This window comes from Saprospiraceae bacterium (genome assembly GCA_016715965.1).
Lineage (GTDB): Bacteria > Bacteroidota > Bacteroidia > Chitinophagales > Saprospiraceae > Vicinibacter.
Genome location: JADJXG010000001.1, coordinates 2,207,408 through 2,228,295 on the forward strand (window position 1 = coordinate 2,207,408; position 20,888 = coordinate 2,228,295).

Annotated in this window: 16 protein-coding genes; 4 read left to right on the forward strand and 12 right to left on the reverse strand. The window is 39.6% G+C overall.

Going from position 1 to position 20,888, the window contains the following annotated elements; all coding sequences use genetic code 11:
• Positions 1 to 116 precede the first annotated feature (116 nt).
• Positions 117 to 755, forward strand: a complete 639-nt coding sequence (locus IPM48_08185; protein MBK9271563.1) for a Crp/Fnr family transcriptional regulator — start codon at positions 117 to 119, stop codon at positions 753 to 755.
• Between the two features lie 25 nt (positions 756 to 780).
• Here the strand turns inward: IPM48_08185 and IPM48_08190 are convergent, their stop codons facing one another.
• The 4 genes from IPM48_08190 to IPM48_08205 form a co-directional block, all read right to left on the reverse strand.
• Positions 781 to 1,236: a hypothetical protein gene (locus IPM48_08190; GenBank protein MBK9271564.1), complete on the reverse strand. Its 456-nt coding sequence runs from the start codon at positions 1,234 to 1,236 to the stop codon at positions 781 to 783.
• A 19-nt stretch (positions 1,237 to 1,255) separates the two neighbouring features.
• A complete protein-coding gene (gene rny / locus IPM48_08195; protein ID MBK9271565.1) occupies positions 1,256 to 2,896 on the reverse strand; it encodes a ribonuclease Y in 1,641 nt (546 codons plus the stop codon).
• Between the two features lie 356 nt (positions 2,897 to 3,252).
• Positions 3,253 to 5,691 carry a phenylalanine--tRNA ligase subunit beta gene (locus IPM48_08200; GenBank protein MBK9271566.1) on the reverse strand — a complete coding sequence of 813 codons (2,439 nt, stop codon included), beginning with the start codon at positions 5,689 to 5,691 and terminating at the stop codon, positions 3,253 to 3,255.
• 92 nt (positions 5,692 to 5,783) lie between these two features.
• Positions 5,784 to 7,235 (reverse strand): aminotransferase class V-fold PLP-dependent enzyme, encoded by a 1,452-nt coding sequence (locus IPM48_08205; GenBank protein ID MBK9271567.1) that lies wholly within the window; start codon positions 7,233 to 7,235, stop codon positions 5,784 to 5,786.
• A gap of 172 nt (positions 7,236 to 7,407) precedes the next feature.
• On the opposite strand from IPM48_08205, the gene IPM48_08210 reads away from it, so the two are divergent.
• Positions 7,408 to 9,606 (forward strand): ATP-dependent DNA helicase RecQ, encoded by a 2,199-nt coding sequence (locus IPM48_08210; GenBank protein MBK9271568.1) that lies wholly within the window; start codon positions 7,408 to 7,410, stop codon positions 9,604 to 9,606.
• On the forward strand, positions 9,606 to 10,049 hold the full coding sequence (locus IPM48_08215; protein MBK9271569.1) for a 3-dehydroquinate dehydratase: 444 nt from the start codon (positions 9,606 to 9,608) through the stop codon (positions 10,047 to 10,049). The genes IPM48_08210 and IPM48_08215 overlap by 1 nt, the downstream gene beginning before the upstream one ends.
• A 54-nt stretch (positions 10,050 to 10,103) precedes the next feature.
• Here the strand turns inward: IPM48_08215 and IPM48_08220 are convergent, their stop codons facing one another.
• The 6 genes from IPM48_08220 to IPM48_08245 form a co-directional block, all read right to left on the reverse strand.
• A complete protein-coding gene (locus IPM48_08220; GenBank protein ID MBK9271570.1) occupies positions 10,104 to 11,825 on the reverse strand; it encodes a VWA domain-containing protein in 1,722 nt (573 codons plus the stop codon).
• A gap of 1 nt (position 11,826) precedes the next feature.
• Positions 11,827 to 12,813 carry a VWA domain-containing protein gene (locus IPM48_08225; protein ID MBK9271571.1) on the reverse strand — a complete coding sequence of 329 codons (987 nt, stop codon included), beginning with the start codon at positions 12,811 to 12,813 and terminating at the stop codon, positions 11,827 to 11,829.
• 17 nt (positions 12,814 to 12,830) lie between these two features.
• Positions 12,831 to 14,135: a hypothetical protein gene (locus IPM48_08230; protein ID MBK9271572.1), complete on the reverse strand. Its 1,305-nt coding sequence runs from the start codon at positions 14,133 to 14,135 to the stop codon at positions 12,831 to 12,833.
• On the reverse strand, positions 14,135 to 15,004 hold the full coding sequence (locus tag IPM48_08235; protein ID MBK9271573.1) for a DUF58 domain-containing protein: 870 nt from the start codon (positions 15,002 to 15,004) through the stop codon (positions 14,135 to 14,137). The genes IPM48_08230 and IPM48_08235 overlap by 1 nt, the downstream gene beginning before the upstream one ends.
• A gap of 3 nt (positions 15,005 to 15,007) precedes the next feature.
• Positions 15,008 to 16,267, reverse strand: coding sequence for a hypothetical protein (locus IPM48_08240; protein ID MBK9271574.1), 1,260 nt, complete (start codon positions 16,265 to 16,267; stop codon positions 15,008 to 15,010).
• 69 nt (positions 16,268 to 16,336) lie between these two features.
• Positions 16,337 to 17,335, reverse strand: coding sequence for a MoxR family ATPase (locus IPM48_08245; protein ID MBK9271575.1), 999 nt, complete (start codon positions 17,333 to 17,335; stop codon positions 16,337 to 16,339).
• A gap of 71 nt (positions 17,336 to 17,406) precedes the next feature.
• On the opposite strand from IPM48_08245, the gene IPM48_08250 reads away from it, so the two are divergent.
• Positions 17,407 to 18,114 (forward strand): hypothetical protein, encoded by a 708-nt coding sequence (locus IPM48_08250; GenBank protein ID MBK9271576.1) that lies wholly within the window; start codon positions 17,407 to 17,409, stop codon positions 18,112 to 18,114.
• 212 nt (positions 18,115 to 18,326) lie between these two features.
• Here the strand turns inward: IPM48_08250 and IPM48_08255 are convergent, their stop codons facing one another.
• Both IPM48_08255 and IPM48_08260 read right to left on the reverse strand, forming a co-directional pair.
• Complete coding sequence (locus IPM48_08255) at positions 18,327 to 19,865, reverse strand: phosphatase PAP2 family protein (protein MBK9271577.1); 1,539 nt, start codon at positions 19,863 to 19,865, stop codon at positions 18,327 to 18,329.
• Between the two features lie 30 nt (positions 19,866 to 19,895).
• Positions 19,896 to 20,825 carry a transporter gene (locus tag IPM48_08260; protein ID MBK9271578.1) on the reverse strand — a complete coding sequence of 310 codons (930 nt, stop codon included), beginning with the start codon at positions 20,823 to 20,825 and terminating at the stop codon, positions 19,896 to 19,898.
• Positions 20,826 to 20,888 lie beyond the last annotated feature (63 nt).

Here is a 20,888-nt window from a genome sequence, read left to right on the forward strand (position 1 = left end):
CGTGTATGACAATACTTTATTACAATGCCATAAACTGGTTAAACTTTAAAGACTGCTTGAAAAATTCAAAGTAAGATTCTCCTCAGAGATTTATTCAATTGGAGTAATTTTGTTGCATGCACAGTCTTACGGAATTGGAAAAAATATTTGAAAAAGCACTTGTTGATCAGATTCGACAGGTGGGAAATTATAGAAAAATAGAAGCTGGTGCTCATCTGATAGAACCGGGTCAGGTATTGGATCAAATACCATTGGTTTTGTCTGGTTTGATCAAAGTGAGTCGAATCGATGACGAAGGAAGGGAAGTATTTTTGTATTATGTAAATTCTCAGGAGAGTTGCGCCATGACCTTTACTTGTTGCATGGAGCACCATGAAAGTGAGATCCGAGCCACTGCTGAAGAGGAGGTCGAAGTCATTTTATTGCCAGGATATTTGATGGATGAATGGATGAATAAATTTTCTAGCTGGAAGAAATTTGTCATGCAGACCATTCATCTTCGATTTAATGAGTTATTGAAAACTTTGGATCAAATTGCATTTCAAAAATTGGATGAACGCGTGGTCCATTTTTTAATGGAAAAATCCAAAGCTACCGATTCTACTTTGATCAACCTTAGTCACGAACAGATCGCTCAGGATCTAGCAACTTCGAGGGTAGTGATTTCCAGACTTTTGAAAAAATTGGAATTGGATAAAAGGGTTTTACTTTACCGCAATCAGATTAAATTGTTACAAGCTTTTTACGAATTGTAAGGTCTATCGAAAAAGATTCATCTTATTATTTATTTGAACCAAAGCGGTAGCCCAGATGAAGTTTTCCTGTACCAATGATATTGTCTTCGGTCCCATCACCAAACCCTCTTCCAATACCCAGGGCGATTTCAAAAATGATATTTTTTCTGGACACATATTTATATCCGCCATTAAATCCGAAACCTATAACTCCGTCGCTTCCATATGTCCCCAAAAGTCCAAAAGCTCCGCAATACCATCGGTCAAATCCCCGCTCTGAATTATTAAAGTAGTATTTGATACCCGGAGTCAATTGGAAAAGACCATCTGCTGCGATCATATCGGTCTCAAAACCCCAATCTTCTCTAAAACCGTATTCTAAGGAAATTGGGAAGGCCTCAAAGAGAAATGCAATTGGTTGAGCCTTCACCTCAAATTGGGCATCTGTCTTGCTTGTCCACAAAATTGAAAACAGAATCAGAAATAAGAATTGTTTCAGCATTTTATTCATTTAATAAGGTTTATCTTGCAAAAGCGGTCGCACGTTTTTCACGAATCACCGTAACCTTGACCTGCCCAGGATATTGCATCTCATCCTGGATTTTTTGAGAGATCATAAATGCCAAATCATCCGCATATTGGTCGGTGACTTTTTCACTTTCCACAATCACGCGAAGTTCGCGCCCTGCCTGTAAAGCATAGGCCTTGGAAACACCTTCGTAAGTCATGGCAAGTTCTTCCAATTCATTGATGCGTTTGAGATACGACTCCAGAATTTCCCTTCTGGCTCCCGGTCTCGCGCCTGAGATGGCATCACATGCCTGGACGATCGGAGAGATGATATTGTTCATTTCAATCTCATCGTGGTGGGCACCCACCGCGTTGATGATGACTTCATGCTCTTTGTATTTTTCACAGAGCTTCATTCCAAAAAGCGCATGTGAAAGTTCGGATTCTTCTTCTGCCACCTTTCCAATATCGTGCAAAAGTCCGGCTCTCTTGGCCATCTTGATCTGCTTTGGATTTAAACCAAGTTCTGCAGCCATTACGGCACATAGATTGGCAGTCTCCATAGAGTGTTCCAAAAGATTTTGTCCATAAGATGATCTGAATCTCATTCTTCCAATCATTCTCACCAGATATGGATCCAAACCATGAATGTCTAAATCAATGATCGTTCTCTCGCCTATTTCTACAATCTGTTCTTCCAATTGCTTTTTCACTTTGGCAGCAACTTCTTCAATTCTGGCAGGATGGATTCTACCGTCTGCCACCAAACGTTTTAAAGACAATCTGGCCACCTCTCTTCTGATAGGGTCAAAACTGGAAATAATGATGGCCTCCGGAGTATCATCAACCACGATCTCGGCACCTGTAGCAGCTTCCAGAGCACGGATATTTCTTCCTTCTCTTCCGATGATCTGTCCCTTAATGTCATCGCTGTCTAAGTTGAAGACGGAAACAGAATTTTCAATGGTGTATTCTGCACACATCCTTTGAATGGTCTGGATCACTATTTTTTTCGCTTCTTTGTTGGCGTTGGCTTTTGCATTTTCCACAATTTCTTTTTCCATCGCGAGAGCGTCATTCGCAGCTTTGGCTTTTACAGCCTGAAGCAATAATTCCTTGGCCTCAGATTCCGTTAAACGAGCTATTTGTTGGAGCTGCTGGATGCGCTCTTCGTTGGCGTTTTCGAGTTCTTCTTTTTTCTTGGAAACAATTTTTAGTTGTTTTTCCAGATTTTCTCGCAAGGTATTGATCTCAGCTTCTCGGATTTCAATATCCTGCTTCATTTGCCGGGCATCTTTTTCAATCACGCTCACTTTGAGTTCCCTCTCTTTTAAATCAATCATCTGACTGTTTTTAAAAGATTCGAATTCGGATTTGAGCTTGTTGAAATTCTCCCTGGTTTCTAGGATTTTTTGTTGCTTGATTGCGTCGTTTTTGGCCTCTGCCTTGGATATGATTTTATCCGCTTTGTTGGTGGCCTCATCCAGGATTCTCTGGGCTGTTATTCTCGCTTTTTCAAGTTCGAGGTCCGAGGATTTGTTGATATCCTCTAGTTTTTTCTGATTTGATTTTGCCACCACAGCGCGGATGATAAAAAATCCGATTCCGCTGCCTCCAAGCAAACCCAAAATTAAACCAATGATTGGATCCATATTGCAATAACAATTTGTTGGTCAGACCAATTCATTGAATTTACCAGAATTCCAAAAGGATTAGAGCGTAGCGTTGTAAGGTATGTTATATCAGAATATCCAATGAAAACTCGCCTTTATAGCCACATGGACAAGTTGGGGCGAACTCGAAGTCTTGTATTTATTGCTGTTAAACACTTTGAATACCGCTATATAATGTTAAATTGCACCAATTCCTTCAGGTTTTCACATAAAATATTATGGTACTGACCTTTATATATTAAAAAATTCAGGATTCGTTAAGTCAAAACAACTTTTCAACATCCTTTGGTGCAAATATAGTCAGAATTTCGTTTTTCCCAAGGTAAAAAGGCAGGTTATTTTCTAACCAGGGCCCCAAATTCACTTTCCATTTCTTCAATACAGTTCTGCATCAACTGATCCAGGTATTTCGCCGAAAGAGGGCCTTCCGATGAGCTAAATTCAAAATGAAGCGCATACGATTTTTTACCGGCACCCAGCAGCTCTGAGTTTCGATATACGTCAAATAACTCAATAGAAATCAAGGTTTTCCCCAATTTCCTAATTGCCAGGTCTTTGATTTTCTGATAACTTAGCTCTTCGGGAATGACAACGGCCAAATCCCTGGATGAGCTTGGAAATTTGCTGATTTCTTTAAATGGAATTGGAGATTTCTGAAACAACTGCTCTAGACGATCCAGATTAAACTGGGCAAACCAAACTGATTTTTTAATGTCGTACATTTTGGTGAAGCGGGTGGAAACAAGCCCGCCGATGGCCACTTTGCCCCATTTCTGTCCGTATTCCCAAATGCCTCCTTCCATCATCCCCGGATCTTCTGGTTTTACCTGGTGCAAGACCCCAAAATGATACAAAAGTCCTTCAACGGTAGATTTTAAATCATAAAAATGATATCCCTCAGGTTTGGGTTTGAGCCAGTGGGCCGCCTGCATTTGTCCGGTCCACCAAATCCCGAGTTTTGATGACTCATGGATCTTGCCTTCATTGATTCTGTATTCTCGCGCAAATTCAAAAATTGCCAAATCAGCTTGTTGTCTGTTTTGATTAAAAGCGATGTTTTCAAGACCACAAAGCAATACAGATGGTTTCATGATATTCAAAGAGGTATTGCTTGTATTGTGAATGTAGACAAGCTCGTCATCTTTCCATACTTCTGATTTCAGTGCCAGAGCTGATGAAGCATGTGAAATGGTCATGGTCTCATGAAAACCATTGGCTGTTAACCAATCGGCCATTTTTTTTCGCAAAGAATAGGACGACTTTATTTTCTTTGGAAAGGATATTTGTATTTTTGGGAGTACAGGAATATGGTCCAATCCGTACACCCGGCAAATCTCTTCGATCAGATCAGCAGGTCTTTTGACGTCTGGTTTGGAACTCGGAATTTCAACTGTAAAATTTCCATCTCTATGGTCGGTGAAATCCATTTCCAAAGCCAAAAAGATTTGTTTTAATGTGGATTCATCCAAAGCAATGCCGGTCAGCGAACTGATTTCCTCCAAGGAAAGATGAATTTTTACAGGGAGTACGGGATTGGGATAACGGTCAAAATAATCACCTTCTATTTTTCCTCCGGCGATGTCTTGAATTAAGTAAACGGCCCGTTGTAATGCAGTTAAACAGAGATTGGGATCTGATCCTTTTTCAAATATTTTAGCCGCCTGTGAGAAAATCAAATGTCTTGTTGAAGTCTTTCGAATGCTGGATGGATTAAAATGCGCGGACTCTAAAAAAATGGAAACGGTATCTTCATTTACACCGCTGTCTAAACCACCGAGGACGCCAGCCATGCAAAGTGACTTTCCTTCCAAATTACAAATCATTAAGTCTTCAGAATCCAATTTTCTTTCCATGCCGTCCAGCGTGACGAACTTTGCATCTTTTTCAGCCTGTTTAATTCGGACGCCTTTGGCAAGGTGTTTGAGGTCAAAGGCATGCAGCGGTTGACCCATTTCAAAAAGAATAAAATTGGTAATGTCCACAATATTATTGACTGGTTTGTGGCCCATCGAAGTGATTCGTTGCTGGAGCCATTTTGGCGACGGCGCAACTTTGATATTATTTATAATGACGCCGGAGTATCTTGGACATTTTTCAAAATCCTCTACTTCGATTTTAAATTCCTTTGATCCTTGACTTATTTGATGGATGGGAGCCAATGGTGGAAGAACCAAGCTTGCATTTGGGGTTCTATGGACCCTCAACCAAGCGAGAATATCGCGGGCTACGCCCAAATGATGGGTGGCATCGGCGCGGTTAGGCGTCAGGCCAATTTCAATAATTTGATCCGATTCTAATTTTAGAAACAAAGCAGCTGCCTGCCCAACAGGAGCATCATCCTCCAAAACCATGATTCCTTCATGGCTTTTTCCAAGACCCAACTCATCTTCCGCGCAAATCATTCCTTCAGAAAATTCACCCCGGATTTTACCTTTTTTAATGGTAAGTGGTTCTCCGGATATGGGATGGATTGTGCTGCCTTCTTTCGCCACCAACACTTTTTGACCTTCGGCTACATTGGCTGCACCACACACAATTTGAAGTATTTCGGTAGCTCCAATATCCACGCGTGTCAGTTTAAGCCGGTCAGCATTGGGGTGAGGCCACACCTGAAGCACCTGACCGACAACCACTCCTTCCAACCCACCTTTGACCGATTCCATTTTTTCCATTCCCTCAGCTTCCAGACCAAGAGAAGTCAATATGTCACAGATCTCTTCCGGTGATTCATCGAATTTGAGGTATTGCTTTAACCAGTCTATTGATACTCGCATGTGTTTGGTACCTGATAATTATTGTGCAAAGAGACGGAATTTTATCTTTATGAGCTGGACTTTCATTCCAATAAAAGTCCATCACCCTCAATCTATTTCTCCAAAAGAGTTTTGCAACCCATTTTCAAAACCGACAACAAGGTCTCAATGTGATATAAATGGGTTCTGAAGCTCAGGACAGCCAGACGAATCCAAAAAGTCCCGTCAATGGTAGTGCTGGTGACAAAAACCCGTCCATCGTTTACCACAAACGAAACGAGTTTTTGGTTGAAGAGTTGGGTATCCATATTTTCAGGCACATATCTGTAGATACAAACCGAAAGATCAGGATATGGGCCCGTTTGAAAACCCAATTGCTGCACTTCTGAATAAAAATAGCGACAAAGTAGTATTTTTTCATTCAGTGCATTGACAAATACTTCTTTTCCATAAAGTTTTAAAGGCAACCAAAGCCTGAGACCTCTAAAATGCTTGGTGAGTTCTGGGGATAGATCCGCCGGATTGGGTTCGTCCTGACTTTGGACATTGTCCTGCATATAAGAGGCGCGGTAATAATGCGCTTTGTATTGAGAATCAATATCTTTTATCAAAACAGCGCCCAGCCCATAAGAAAGAAACATTCCTTTATGGGGATCGATGGCCAAGGAATCAGCCCTTTCAATACCTTTAAAGAGATCATGGACTTTGAGTTTGTCGGGTCTTGGCAATTCGGATAAACAGAAAAATCCACCGTATGCAGCATCAACATGAAACCAGATCCCATACTTTTCTGCGATTGTTGCCATCTCATTCAAGGGGTCGACCGCTCCTGCGTCTGTGGTTCCAGCACTTCCTACCATCATAAAAGGAGATAAACCAGTCCGTATGTCTTCTTTAATCTTTGCTTCCAACTCCCCGGTGTCCATTCTAAATTCATCATTCATCCGAATATATCGGATATTAGCCTCTTCCAAACCGCAAATTCTTATGGCTTTGTGCACACAATGATGTACTTGTGTGGTGAGGTAGATGCATTGATGAGGAATTTTAGCAGATTTAACTTTTTTTGCCTCTCTGGCGGTTACAAAAGCAATTAAATTGGCTATGGATCCACCACTTGTCAAATTCCCAAGGCTTGTTTTGGGAAATCCGACGAGCTGGCAAAGCCATCGGATTAATTCATTTTCCATTTTTACAGCACCGGGGCCACCATAGAAAATTCCAGCATATTGGTTTGTTATTGCAGCAAGTAAGTCGCCCATCGCACCAGCATAAAGTCCACCTCCAGGGATATACCCTAAATGACCACCGGAAGCGGGGTTTAAGCCAATGTCGGTCATATCAGTTTTCAGTTGCTGCAATATTTGATCCAAAGACTCCACTTTTTCAGGGTCCTCCATGCGTCCTTTCATATCCGGAATGGGACGATAGGCTTTTAACTGATCCAGCTGTTGGATAAACCCAAGGGCAAAATGGATGATTTGATCATTCATCTGGCTGATTTCAGTTGCAGTTGGTTCCAGATTCTTTGATTTTGCTTGGTATTGAAGTATTTGGTCGATCATTTTTCTAACATAATTTTATGATTTACAATGGAAATGCAAAAAGAGTAAATTATCTGGTAATATTTTGTAAATTTTGAAATACCTTAGCATTCATTCACCAGACTCATTGTAACTTTATACTTTTCATGGTATTTAGGAATACCCAACCGATTAAAGATTAGACAGACTAAGGATGTATACTTCAGAGAAAATACACGAAGCATTAGATTACTTTTTTGGATTTGATGGGTTCAAGGGTAGCCAGGAGGCTATCATTAAGTCCGTTTTAAACGAAAGGGACACTTTTGTGATTATGCCGACAGGCGGTGGCAAATCACTTTGTTATCAATTGCCGGCTTTAATGTTACCAGGTACTGCGATCATCATATCTCCATTGATTGCATTGATGAAAAATCAAGTGGACTCCATTAGAGGATATGGGCAAACAGACGAGGTGGCTCATTTTTTGAACTCATCTCTCAATCGAGGGGAGATTAAACAGGTCAAGGAGGATATTACAAAAGCAAAGACAAAATTACTTTACGTGGCTCCTGAGACTCTTCAAAAAGATGAGACCATTGAATTTTTAAGTTCGGTAGATCTAAGTTTTGTAGCAGTTGATGAAGCCCATTGCATTTCAGAATGGGGCCATGACTTCAGACCAGATTACCGGAGGATCAGAGACATGATCAACGCCATTAACAAACACATTCCGATCATCGCGCTTACTGCGACGGCGACGCCTAAAGTTCAAACAGATATTGTTAAGAGTTTGGAGATGAAGGATCCGGACATTTATCTGGAATCTTTCAACAGATCCAATTTGTATTATGAGGTCAGACCTAAAATATCCAAAGAACAAACGATCAAGCAGATCATTCAAATCCTAAAAGGCTTCAAGGGACAGTCTGCGATTATTTATGTACAAGCAAGGAAAACGACGGAAGACCTGGCTCAAATTCTTCAAGTCAATGGATTGAGTGCTTCACCGTATCATGCTGGTATGGATTCCAAAGCAAGAACACAGGTCCAGGATGATTTTTTGATGGAGCAGATTGATGTCATTGTTGCAACTATCGCGTTTGGAATGGGAATTGACAAACCAGACGTTCGCGTGGTGATCCATTACGATATTCCCAAATCATTGGAAAACTATTATCAGGAAACTGGTAGGGGAGGACGTGATGGAATGACAGGAGAATGTTATGCATTTTTTGCAAATGCTGATCTCACCAGACTAGAGAAGTTTCTTAGGGATAAACCTGCATCAGAAAGGGAAATGGGTGCTCAACTTTTGGACGAAGTGGAAGCTTATGTCGAAAGTTCTGTCTGTCGCAGAAAATTTGTGCTGCATTATTTTGGAGAAGAATTTGAGGAAGACCGGTGCAAAAAAATGTGCGACAATTGCAGACATCCTAAACCCAAAATAGAAATTAAGGAAGAATTGGTACTAGCCCTTAACACGATCCTTTCTCTCAATCAGAATTTTACCATCAAACCTCTGACAGAATTTTTGTGTGGAATTAATACCAAGGATATTCTTGATTATGAGTTGGACAGACATGAACTATTTGGTCAGGGTAAGGATCGTGGTAATTTGTTCTGGTATTCACTTTTCCGCCAGGCTATCTTGATGGGTTATATTATCAAAGACATTGAGACCTATGGGATATTGAAAATTAGTGACCAAGGTTTGGAATATCTTAAAAAACCCAAGAAAGTACAAATCACCATTAACCACGATTACAGCGATACGAGCTCAATCGAAGAAGACATTGCCCCGACACAGGGTGTTGCCTTAGACCCGGCATTGTTTGCTACCTTAAAGGAGATTCGTTTGGAAGTCGCCAGAAAACACAAGGTAAAACCATGGGTGGTATTTTTTGATCCTTCTCTGGAAGATATGGCCACTCAATATCCGATTTCTATGGAAGACTTGTGCAAGATATCAGGAGTCAACCGAGGAAAAGCCGAACGCTACGGTCAGCCATTTATTGATTACATTAAAAAGTATGTAGAAGAAAATGAAATTGAACGTCCAGATGATTTTCAAATTAAACAGGTTGCTGATAAATCAAAATACAAGGTAGAGATCATAAAGTGCATTGATAAGAAAATGCCATTAGAGGACATTGCGCGCAATGTACAAATGAATATGGAAGATCTGATGGAAGAATTAAATATCATTGTGAGTTCAGGGACACGCCTCAACATCGGCTATTATATTAAAGACAACATAGATGAGACCATTTGCGACGAAATTTATGATTACTTTGCCACAGCAGACAGCGACTCTGCAGAGGATGCCTACAAGGAATTAAGAGAAGAGGACATTACTTTTGAAGAAATTCGCTTGGTCCGCCTTCAGTATTTATCAGAAATGGTCAATTAATGAAAATAGCCTCCATTCTCATTCTGAATGGTCCAAACCTTAATTTATTGGGTAGTCGTGAACCAGAAAAATATGGACAGCAGAGTATGGATGATTATTTTCAATATTTGGTTTCTGAATTTCCACAGTTCAATCTGCATTATTTCCAATCGAACGATGAATCAGAAATAATTGAAAAGATCCAACAATCCAAAGGAAAGCATCAGGCACTCGTGATCAACCCTGCCGCTTATACCCACAGCTCCATAGGTATCCGTGATGCAATTCTTGCGATCGGAATCTTAAGTATTGAAGTGCATTTGACAGATCTGAACAAAAGAGAACCCTTCCGACAAAAATCGATGATAAGGGATATTTGTTGGTGTTCGATTCAGGGATTTGGTTTGGAAGGATACCGCATTGCCATTGCAAGACTACTGGAGTATTTTCATTTGGAAGCATAGGGAGAAATTGCGACTTTGTAGTTGCAGTTTACGGACATTCTTGGATTTTTTTTATTACCAATCTTTATCCTTGCTCTTCTTTTTTCTTTGATTGCTTTTCAACTTTTGTTTTACTTTTTCATCCATTTGATCGACCATCTTTAGGATTTGCTCAGCTTGCTTTTTCTCCATTTCTTCCTGGCTTAATTCTCCTCCTTCCTGCTGATGTTGATCCTGCTGTTGCTGTTGCTGTTGCTGTTGTTGTTGCTGTTGTTGTTGCTGTTGTTCTTGCTGTTGTTGTTGCTGTTGTTGCTGCTGTAGTTGCTGCTGTTGTTGCTGCTGTTGTTGTTGCTGCTGCTGCTGCTGCTGCTGTTGTTGCTGCTGTTGCTGGATTTTTAATTGTTTTAAAGCTTTTGCCAGGTTTATTTTAGACTCAAGGTCTTCCGGATTTTTTTTGAGCGCATTTTTATAAGCATCTACACTTTGTTGATATTCCTGAGTGTGGTAGTGGCTGTTTCCAAGATTGTACCAGGCATTTGACTCATCTTTCTGATGAGGTCCAACATTTTGCAAACTTTTAAGGTATTGCTCTTTTGCTTCATTTATTCTGCCTTGATGATAAAGACTATTACCAATATTGTATTGATATTTGAAATCCGGTTTTATACTATTTGCTTTTCGATAATTTTCTTCAGCTTCCAGAAAGCTTGAATCAAGGTACAACTTGTCGGCTTTCCTGGCAATCATTGCAGGATTTTGAGATTTTGCTTGAAAAGAAAAACTGTAAAGGATAAGAATGATTGCTAAATTCCTGTTCATTTTAAAATGAGGTTTGAACAAAATAGCCAAAAGAAAAAGGATGGCAATACTCAGAGGCCATTGAAACCTGGACTCAAATTCACTATTTAGTTGAAAGCTTAAATCTTTTTTGAGAATGTGTTTAATCCTGCTTTGAATACCATTTATGAGTGCTTCTGTGTCTTGAATTTCGAGCATTTCTCCTGAAGCAGTTTCCGCAATTTCTTTTAAAAGTTTTCTATTTGGAATGGACCGAATGGCATTGCCGGTATGGTCTGTTTTTAGACCTGTTTTTGGGTCCGGCACATAAGCACCCTCTTCAGTTCCGATGGGGATGGTAATAATACTTACTCCAAGATCATTTGCTTTTTTAGCGGCAGTCAATGCATCCCCTTCATGGTCCTCACCGTCAGATAAAAGGATCAACAGCTTATGAAATCCATCTTTCTCCGGAAAAGTTTTTAAGGCCATTTCGATCGCAGCACCAAGATCAGAACCCTGTGTGGGTATTTGGTCTGGCTTAATGATTGAGCTCAGTAAGTGTATGGTTGCAATATCAGAAGTAAGTGGGGATTGGAGATATGCATCACCCGCAAAACTGATTAAGCCTGTCTTTCCAGGATTGATACTCTCGGTAATTTGTCTGATCAGCAACTGCGCTCTTGAAAGCCTGTTTGGTTTTATATCTTCTGCCAACATGCTGTTGGATGCATCAAGGGCCAGGATGATTTGTGCATTTCCGGATTGTATTTTTTGATTTTTTATACCATATTGAGGATTGGCTAAACTGAATATTAGAAATCCAAGACAACAGTACCACAGGATATTTTGAATTTTTGAAAAAGAATTTTGTGAAATCAGACTTTTCGAAAGTGATTTATTATGGCCAAGCTTTCTGAGCACCATTTCAGATCTCTTGAAAAGAAAATATCGGATGATTGAGATCAAGGGTAAGAGGAGAAAGAGCAACAAATACTCTGAATGTTCAAATTTAAACATATTACGGCATCATGGGATTTAAAAAATGACGAATAAAACTGGCAATTCCAATCATAAAAATACCTGCCCAAACGAAAATGCGGTATTGTTCGGAATATCTTTTATAGGTTCTGACTTCAATTTTGGTTTTTTCCAATTGGTCAATCTCATGATAAATTTCTTTGAGTTGTTCTCTATTGGTGGCTCGATAATATTTTCCTCCGGTTTGAGAGGAAATGGTATGCAACAATGATTCATCTATATTGACTGGCGCCATACCAAACACATATTCGCCTTGGTAGTTTCGGCCAATGGGTGAGTAAGCCTCACCTTTGGTCCCCACTCCAATAGAATAAATTTTGATTTGGAAGGTTTGAGCCAATTGTGCAGCTAACCCGGGAGATATTTCCCCGGCATTATTTACTCCATCTGTAATCAAGATAATGACTTTGCTTTTAGCGAGGGTATCCTCTTTTAATCGACTCACTGCAGTAGATATACCCATCCCTATGGCTGTACCATCTTCCAAAATGCCACATTCCAATTCATTCAACAGATTGATCAATATATTCTGATCTACCGTAAGGGGACATTGGGTAAAACCTTCGCCGGCAAATCCTACTATACCGATTCTGTCATATTTTCTTGCTTGTATAAATTCCACGGCTACCTCCTTGCTCACTTCCAGTCTGTTGGGTTCGAAATCCTGAGACAGCATGCTGGATGAAAGATCCATGACCATAAAAATATCAATGCCTTCCGCATTCACCTTTTCTTCTCTTAAAATATATTGGGGTCTGGCGAGGGCGATTATAAAAAACAAAAGACCTAAATAATTTAGCCAGGGAAAAAAGCGGTACAATTGAATTCGCACTGAATTTGACCTACTGATAAAGGATGTAGTTGGGATTTGGAGATAGGAATGGCTAATTTTCTGAGAGCCGCTTTTGTAATACAAAAAAGGAATTAAGAGCAACAATAGAAGTGCCCATGGATGGTGCCAATGAATATTTGAAATCCAGTCCATCATCTCAATTTACTGTGATCCAAAAGAATTTTTTTATTTTTACTCAAGGTAAATATGCCTCCTGAAAGTAGTGTTGTTTTATTAAACAAGGAAACAAGGAGAAGGATTGGGAAAAAAATAGAAATGACCATAAAAGCGGGAATCCAAATAAAAACTGTCTGATACCATTGGTTATTTTTTAAAACAAATCCGGCATGCCATCGATTGAGTAAACCGAGTTTTGATTGGTGCCATTTCACCCAATCGATTGGAATTTCGAACTTTTGGATTCGGATTAACCGACTGATTAAAGTAAGTTCTGAATACCCGGAAGTATATGATTGGACAAGTGGGAGGGGAACGACTTCATTCGGAAATTCAAATTGTGCTGCGGTCTCCGTCCCAAGAATTTTAGCATATGTAATTTTATTTTTTTCCTGTAAATCTTGAATAAACAATGAGTTTGATTTCACAAAATGTTCAGATAGAGAAATTAAATCGGAATGTACTTGTATTTCTGGCTGATGGTTACCGAATTTTACGAGGTCAGCCATCTGAAAAATTTTTTCAAACTGCTCCAATTGTTGCAAAGACGGTTCAAATGCTTCTAATATTTGTACAATTTCACTGGTGGTAGATTCTTTTGCGGGTATAAAAAAACCATCCGAAAGATAGCTGCGGAGAATTCTGGTCAGTTCATCGTAATGCCTTTTAATTTGCCCTCTTTGCCAATACTTTTCTTGCAACAATTTATTCAGTTCTGAAAGGGCAATTTGATCAGCAGAAGCTCCGGTTTTAAAAACCACTGGTTCCGGAATTCTCTCATCTGATTTGAAAAGTTTGTAAAGGATAAACAACATGATGCCCAACAGGATGATTCCAAACAGTGCGTATAAGTAGAGCTGATCTTCTTTGTCAGTAGCAATTATGTCTTTGATAGGTCTTAAGGATTCTGTACTATCTTGCACAAAAAATACTTTGAGACTTAGGGGCTGGGACGTCAATGTATCCTTCGGATAATAGATAGGAAATGGCAATATTTGAAATGTTCCACTATCAAATACTGTAAAGCGGATTTTTCGTACATACTTCTGATCATTTATTTTTGACCAGGCTTGTACTTCAAGAATCTCCATCCAGGATAGTGTGTCAAGTCCAGATAGTGGGTCCTGGGTAAAGTCCACAGAACTGCTTGTCTGATGAATCCACTGCTGATCACCAATAAGCATCGCAGAAGTATCCAGCTTCTGTTGAAATTCAGATTGCGCGGATAGAACCTCCGTGAAGATGAATAGACCTAGGAAAAAACGGATCCTTTTCAACATCAAACACTTCTTCGTTTAAAAAATTTAATAAGACTTTTGGTATAAGACGCGTTCAAGTCTAGTGTCATAAAGTCTGCTTTGCTTCGTAAAAATGCACTGCGAACTTTTTGATTGTGATTTTCTTGATTTTGTTGAATCAACTGAAGACCAAATTTGTCCAGTGAATCAAGCATAGTAAATTCACCGGTTTCGGCATCTCTTACAGGAATGACACCCACTGATTTCATGCTTAATTCAAGTGGATCCAACACTTGGAAACCAATCAAATCATGTCTTTTCGAAACGATTCTAAGAGACGATTCAGGAATGTTAAATTGAAAATCAGAACAAATAAAGCAAACACATTTTTTGTTCATGATTCCGTTAAGATATTTTAATGGAATATCAAGACCTGATTTTTTTTTGCCGGGTTTCACAACAAGCATTTCTCTGATAAGTCTTAATATATGTTGCTTGCCTTTCTTGGGTGGAATGTAAAGTTCAACTTTATCTGAAAAAAGTAGCAATCCCACCTTGTCCTGATTTTGAGATGCAGAAAAGGCAAGAACTGCTGCCAGTTCTGTAATCCATTCCGTTTTGAGATATTCAGTACTTCCAAAAAAAGTAGAATCACTCACATCAATCATTAACATAATGGTGAGTTCACGTTCTTCTTCAAACACCTTTACAAATGGTTGTCCAGTTCTGGCGGTGACATTCCAGTCTATGTGTCTTATATCGTCTCCGGCAGCATATTCACGGACTTCAGAAAAGGACATTCCCCTTCCTTTAAAACTAGAATACCATGCCCCTGAAAACATTTGATTGGTAAGGGATTTTGTTTTAATCTCTATTCTCTTCACCCTGGTGAGCAAGTCCTGAACTTCCATAGATTAGATCATTTTTTTTAGAGGTCCATTTTTTTTGATTTGATCCAACATAGTTTTATATTGGATCAGAATTCTAAATTCACCATAGATGGGATGCCAATTGGATTGAAAGGAAAAACCAAGGGGTGTTATGCTCCAGTTTTCAAAAGGATCACCCACAATGAATTCATGCAATGGTCCGTTCGTTCCTTCCAACATATTCTGCTTAATCCTTTGAATATTTTGGCTAATTCTCGTTCTATAATCGCTGTCTTTGTCAAAAATATCATCCAAAGTAAATGTTTGATTTTGTCTGAAAGAATAATGCCATGGGATTTCTCTCCATTTAGAATCGACCGGATCATCCATTCTAATGCTACCGGAAACAATTTGATCGGTCCACCAAATGGGAACGAATTCAAGGTTGTAGGTTTGGTACAAGGCCATGGATTTGATACCATGTTCATAGATTTTATCATTCCACCTTTTGACTTCCTCCTGAATAGATTTTCGAAAGGATTTGTCTTCAGGCCACGGAAATCTCGAATTGCCTTGCAAGCTTAAATGAGTTTCAGTCCTGCATTTAAAAGGAAATTTTTTCGACCTGTAAAAGAGTAGTTTTGTTTTTGGTTCAGCAATCGATAGGGCGAGGGTACTGTCATTTTTAAATTGGATTTCACCTTTTTTCTTGACAATTGAATTGAAATGACAGACAAAAATGGTTCCGGGATTAGGATTGCCGAATGAAATGCTACCATGCACCCACGAAGCGCTGCTATCTGCCAGATCAACCAACAAACCGGAAAATGATCCATCCTCAAATCTGCGCAAGGTCAGGAGCCTGGAATTGTCGGAGCTGCTATATTCTGAATAATACAGCTGAACTGGGCAATCGGGAGTTTCTTGTGTGTATCGGCTTACCTGTTTGCAATGGATGATTTGGGCACTTTGTAAGTGAAATGCATTTGCGATCAAAAAACTGTCCCTGATTTTCCCTTCAAAAGTACCAATTCTGTTACCGGTACTGTCTGTTAGGATGGTATTTAAGTTAGATTTTTTATAGTTTCCTTCAATTCCGTAAGTAAGATGTTTTGTAATGTTTTTAATGATTCCAAATATCTCCTTTTGATCATGAGCAAGACTAATAAAAATGATTTCACCGTGCTGATTGTATCCGGCATAATGATCAATCCATATGCCTCTTTCGGGATGTGAAAAGCGATGTTTTATTTGCTCATATCCTATGTTCTGCGCGTGACCAATCCCTTGGATTACAAGATCCATTAAGCCAATTAAAAGAATTTGTAAAAATTTAGGACACTTTATCATCATTGTTTCAACATTAAAGTCGAATCAAGGTACCTCCACTTTGGATAAGATCTGAGAAATTATTTCTTCCTGATGAATTTCTTCTGCTTCCGCTTCATAACTGAGACCTATCCTGTGACGAAGAATATCTTTTGTCATCGATTGGACATCTTCAGGTATGACAAATCCTCTCCTGTTTAAAAAGGCATTTGCTTTGGCGGCAAGTGCCAGGAAGATACTTGCTCTGGGGGAGGCACCGAAAGTGATCAGTGGTTTGAGTTGACTCAACTGGTATTTTTCAGGGTACCTGGTTGCGAAAATAATGTCGAGAATGTATTTTTCAATTCTTTCATCCAGGTAAATTTTTTGTACCGATCTCCTTGCTTTTATTATATCATCAGGATGAAGGACAGGTTTGACTTCAACAGAAAATTGATCATTGAGATTTCTTCTGAGGATTTGTCTCTCTTCTTCCATTTGGGGATAACCGACGACTACCTTCATCATAAATCGATCCACCTGCGCTTCTGGCAAAGGGTATGTACCTTCTTGTTCAATGGGATTTTGTGTCGCGAGCACAAGAAATGGCTCTTCTAATTTGAAACTCTCTTTTCCAATGGTCACCTGCCGCTCCTGCATGGCTTCCAAAAGTGCGGATTGAACTTTTGCCGGAGCACGATTGATTTCATCTGCCAAAATTAAATTGGCAAAAATGGGTCCCTTCCTAATGGCAAACTGGTGATCGGCGGGATTGTAGATTAAAGTTCCGATGATGTCTGCGGGTAGTAAATCCGGTGTAAATTGGATCCTACTGAATTTAACATCAATGGAGGCCGCCAAGGTTTTAATGGCCAAAGTTTTGGCCAATCCCGGAAGCCCTTCCAACAAAATATGACCCTTCGTAAGAAGACCAACCAGCAACCTGTGCATCATAGATTCCTGGCCAACAATGACTGATGCGTGCGACTGGCGGAGAGGTTCAAGAAATTGGCTTTCTATCGCAATCTGCTGATTAAGAGTTTCTATGTCAATGTATTGAGACATACTGATGATTTTAATTTTGGTGGTTTGTTAATTAATTACAGACATTTGTTCGTTAAAATCGTTAGAATAGAATGTCTTTCAACGCAAAATTACAGAGCCAAAGGTATTACATCATAGCACTTTTAGTTTGTTTTAACATTTTTGGTTTGAAGGCTCAAAAGGACAGCATTGGATACACGGCATACCAGTTGATACAGGATGTGTCAAATGGTCAAATTCTGGTCCGGCTTAGAAGTGAACAAAATAAATTAGAGGCATTGCAGAAACTGCTGGATCGTCAGCCCATTGATTCCAGGAATTATATGGATACCAAAAACACCATTGATCGCGTGAAGAAAGAAAGGGATTCTTTTAATTACTACTTAATGGCCGGGATGAAAAGCAATTTCAGTTTGTGTCCGGTTTATTTTTATTATGACAGAGATCATGTTGAATTAAAAAATCACAATTTCAGAAAAGCAATTTACCTGGATTCAAATTTGCAGACCAATGTTTTACCTGATTTTCGGAATTCTACCATAGTGATCATTGCACAGGCACATACAGAAGGGCAGGAACTTGATGCCTTTGTTTTTTTGGACCAGAAAGGTCAATCCTTGCCAGCACCTTGGCCAAGACATCTTCGGCTGAATGCTTTCCGACCCGTTATCAACGAATTGTCAAAGAAGAATTTCTATAAAGAAAATGGCGAGTGGTATGCCAAAAAGTTGGACAAGAAATTGAAAAAACTCTATCGTAAATCCCTGGAATGGAAGCTTAAAAATCATCGTTGGAATTAAACGAAATTGCAAAGTGAATGGATGGTTCTAAAAAATTATTTTATCGATTCAAAGATATGCTACATATCGGCACCAATGACTAAAAGTAATGGCGCATTCAAATCATAACTTATACCAGTAATAGCAATACCCGGTTTAGCATTAAATTGTTAAAGAATAGCTACATTGAGCTTCTAAACGAAGCAATGAAAATTATTGATTCAAATTATTTTTTACTCTACACCATCCACTTTTGCCACATTGACCGAATAATCCCCAATTAATTTACCCGTAGCATTCCCTGTTTCAGAATCAAAGCGATAGTGAATCCCACCGTACAATCTGGAAATCGCTGCTTCTTCAGCGATCGCTTCAAATCTTGCCTTTGAGGAAGGGAAAAAATGAGACAGGACGGTGGCAGCAGCGCTCGAAAACGTTGAGTGTCCGCTGGTGTATGCCGGAAAATTAGGGATTCCCAACAAAGTTTTAAAATTGGGAATGGCTTGGGATGGCCTGGGGTAGTGGTAAAAATATTTTGTATCCCAACAACTGATTCCCGCATCCATTACCGCATAATTCAAATAGGCGAGCACGCGGGCTGTCCGGATTGGATTCATTTTGTTTTTTGTGATGTCTTCCACCGCGATCCTGTTCCAGTGACCTGGGGGTGAATAAGTACTTATTCCATCGGAATATTTGTAAGCAATTGCTCTTTGCTCCTGGGTAAGGTTTTTGGCAATTTCCTTGAGTTCATCAGCTGCTATATTAAATTGCTCACTTCCAATGGCAGGGGGAGGTCCGGGTCTCACAGTCTCAATATTAGATATGAACCAAGGCTTGACTTTTCCAAACAATGGAGTGATGCCCACGGGTCTTTCCGGAGTTTCAAGATTTTTCCAGGACCAACCAAATCGATCGATGGCCAATTGTTTGATGGAATCAGAAATTGGTTTTGGAGTTTGTGCATTCCTCATGCCATCCGTTGATGCTCGTTTCAAAAATTCAGCTGCAATGATGGACCCAAGCGAATCTCCTGCTTGAATATCACTCAATACATTTTTTCCTGCCCACATCAGACTGTTTTTATGTTCTTCCACTTTAAGTGCAATCCATTCTTTTTCAAGTGGAAACAATGCAGTAAGCATTACCCTTGAAACTGCCGCAATGACGGCCCCCTCTGAAGGATAGGTGGGAATATCTGTTGCCGGTAATCTTAAAGAAATACTTGAATCCGCTTTTTGATGAGCCGAGCGGTTGAATTTAAATTTATTGTGCCAGCTGACAATCATTGCATCATATTGGGCTCCACTTAAATATGCCAAAGCCCGACAAGCATAAGTAGGATGTGCAAATGGAAAATTTGGATAAGCACTGGGGTTTGCTGCATTGGGAGCTCCATAGACCCCATCGACCGGAGCAGGTGGAAGATTGTATTTAGAAATAAACGCCCGGATAATTTCATTCCATCTGACGATGCCATCACCTGCCCAATATTGAATGGCTTCTATTTGCTCTGCACTTGGATTTTGAGACATGTCTTTCAAGGCACTTAATTCCTGATTGTACTCAGAACTCCCAATCGCTGCAGGAGTTGCAAGTTGTATGGCGTTCACATCGGTAATAAGAACTGTTTTCCAGTTCCCTCCAGTTTCATCCACCTTAGAATATTCGAAGGGTGTAAATTCAAAATATTCAGGTAAGTCTGCTACACAGCCTGCAAAAAATGCAATGCTTATTATTATAAATATAGTTTGATTAAATATCTTTTTCATTTTTTGACATTTTGTTTTAATGGAAGGAGTTTAATTGGATGATTTGTTCCATATTCCAAACTGGTAAGTCAGGCCCCCGGAATAAATGGAAGATTGCCCAAAATTCCTGCCGTCTAATACTTGCATGGCAGAGATAACAACACTCATTTGCTTTAGGAATGGAAAATAATATTGAATATTTAGACCTGCTCGGCTAAAGTTCATTTTATTGGAGGGGAAAGGCATGTCCTGCCTTCTGATATCATGGCCAGAAAGAGAAACCATTCCATCATAACTTGCGTAGACGTTCAGGGTATTGTTGAGCCACCAGCCCCCTAAATTAAAACCAAACATGATAGCATCTGGCATATCTACTATATTGGAGTAGATGGGTTTGTCCGTGTAGTAAAAATCTCTTTCGATGGTGATGTTGCTTCTTAAATGATAGGATCCCAGCGCTCTGAAAAATAATCCATTGTTTAATTGATAATGCGCAATGGCCCTGAGAGAACCTTCCTTTGCTCCAAGTCCCAAACTGAAAGGCTGATAATCTTTGTTGTAATTCCAAGCAGGAGTACTAAATCCTATGACCCCGTGTACTTGAAAACTGCCTGGACCCATAGTTTTATTCAAGAGAGTGGTTTTTAGCCAAAGACCAATATCCTGCAGACCTTTTTGATCGATAAACTGACCGGCGGATGGTGCAGCGGTAACATATGGAAGAGCAGCCAACAAATTGATTTTATTGGTAAGACCAAGTGAAAACATTGGCATAAAGGTTTGTCTGGTCAATGTGCCTATATTCCCATTGTCCCTTTTTAACTTACCTTCCCAGTACTGATTCCATGAATCATGTGTATATATTCCGGCAAAACAAATTCTGCCTTTGTTCATCATCAGATTGTCCACTGGAGTTTGGGACATTGCCCCGAAAGATAGAATTGAAAAAAAGATAAACAAGAAAAAATATTTAATTTTCATGGCCAAAAATATTTATAAATTGAGAAAAATGGTGGTCCTGTAGGCTGGATCAATGATTGAAAT

Bases quoted from the DNA above. Each gene is read 5' to 3' on its own strand.
- IPM48_08185 (MBK9271563.1), top strand. From the start codon at position 117: ATGCACAGTCTTACGGAATTGGAAAAAATATTTGAAAAAGCACTTGTT.
- IPM48_08190 (MBK9271564.1), bottom strand. From the start codon at position 1,236: ATGCTGAAACAATTCTTATTTCTGATTCTGTTTTCAATTTTGTGGACA.
- rny (MBK9271565.1), bottom strand. From the start codon at position 2,896: ATGGATCCAATCATTGGTTTAATTTTGGGTTTGCTTGGAGGCAGCGGA.
- IPM48_08200 (MBK9271566.1), bottom strand. From the start codon at position 5,691: ATGCGAGTATCAATAGACTGGTTAAAGCAATACCTCAAATTCGATGAA.
- IPM48_08205 (MBK9271567.1), bottom strand. From the start codon at position 7,235: ATGATCGACCAAATACTTCAATACCAAGCAAAATCAAAGAATCTGGAA.
- IPM48_08210 (MBK9271568.1), top strand. From the start codon at position 7,408: ATGTATACTTCAGAGAAAATACACGAAGCATTAGATTACTTTTTTGGA.
- IPM48_08215 (MBK9271569.1), top strand. From the start codon at position 9,606: ATGAAAATAGCCTCCATTCTCATTCTGAATGGTCCAAACCTTAATTTA.
- IPM48_08220 (MBK9271570.1), bottom strand. From the start codon at position 11,825: ATGTTTAAATTTGAACATTCAGAGTATTTGTTGCTCTTTCTCCTCTTA.
- IPM48_08230 (MBK9271572.1), bottom strand. From the start codon at position 14,135: ATGTTGAAAAGGATCCGTTTTTTCCTAGGTCTATTCATCTTCACGGAG.
- IPM48_08235 (MBK9271573.1), bottom strand. From the start codon at position 15,004: ATGGAAGTTCAGGACTTGCTCACCAGGGTGAAGAGAATAGAGATTAAA.
- IPM48_08240 (MBK9271574.1), bottom strand. From the start codon at position 16,267: ATGGATCTTGTAATCCAAGGGATTGGTCACGCGCAGAACATAGGATAT.
- IPM48_08245 (MBK9271575.1), bottom strand. From the start codon at position 17,335: ATGTCTCAATACATTGACATAGAAACTCTTAATCAGCAGATTGCGATA.
- IPM48_08250 (MBK9271576.1), top strand. From the start codon at position 17,407: ATGTCTTTCAACGCAAAATTACAGAGCCAAAGGTATTACATCATAGCA.
- IPM48_08255 (MBK9271577.1), bottom strand. From the start codon at position 19,865: ATGAAAAAGATATTTAATCAAACTATATTTATAATAATAAGCATTGCA.
- IPM48_08260 (MBK9271578.1), bottom strand. From the start codon at position 20,825: ATGAAAATTAAATATTTTTTCTTGTTTATCTTTTTTTCAATTCTATCT.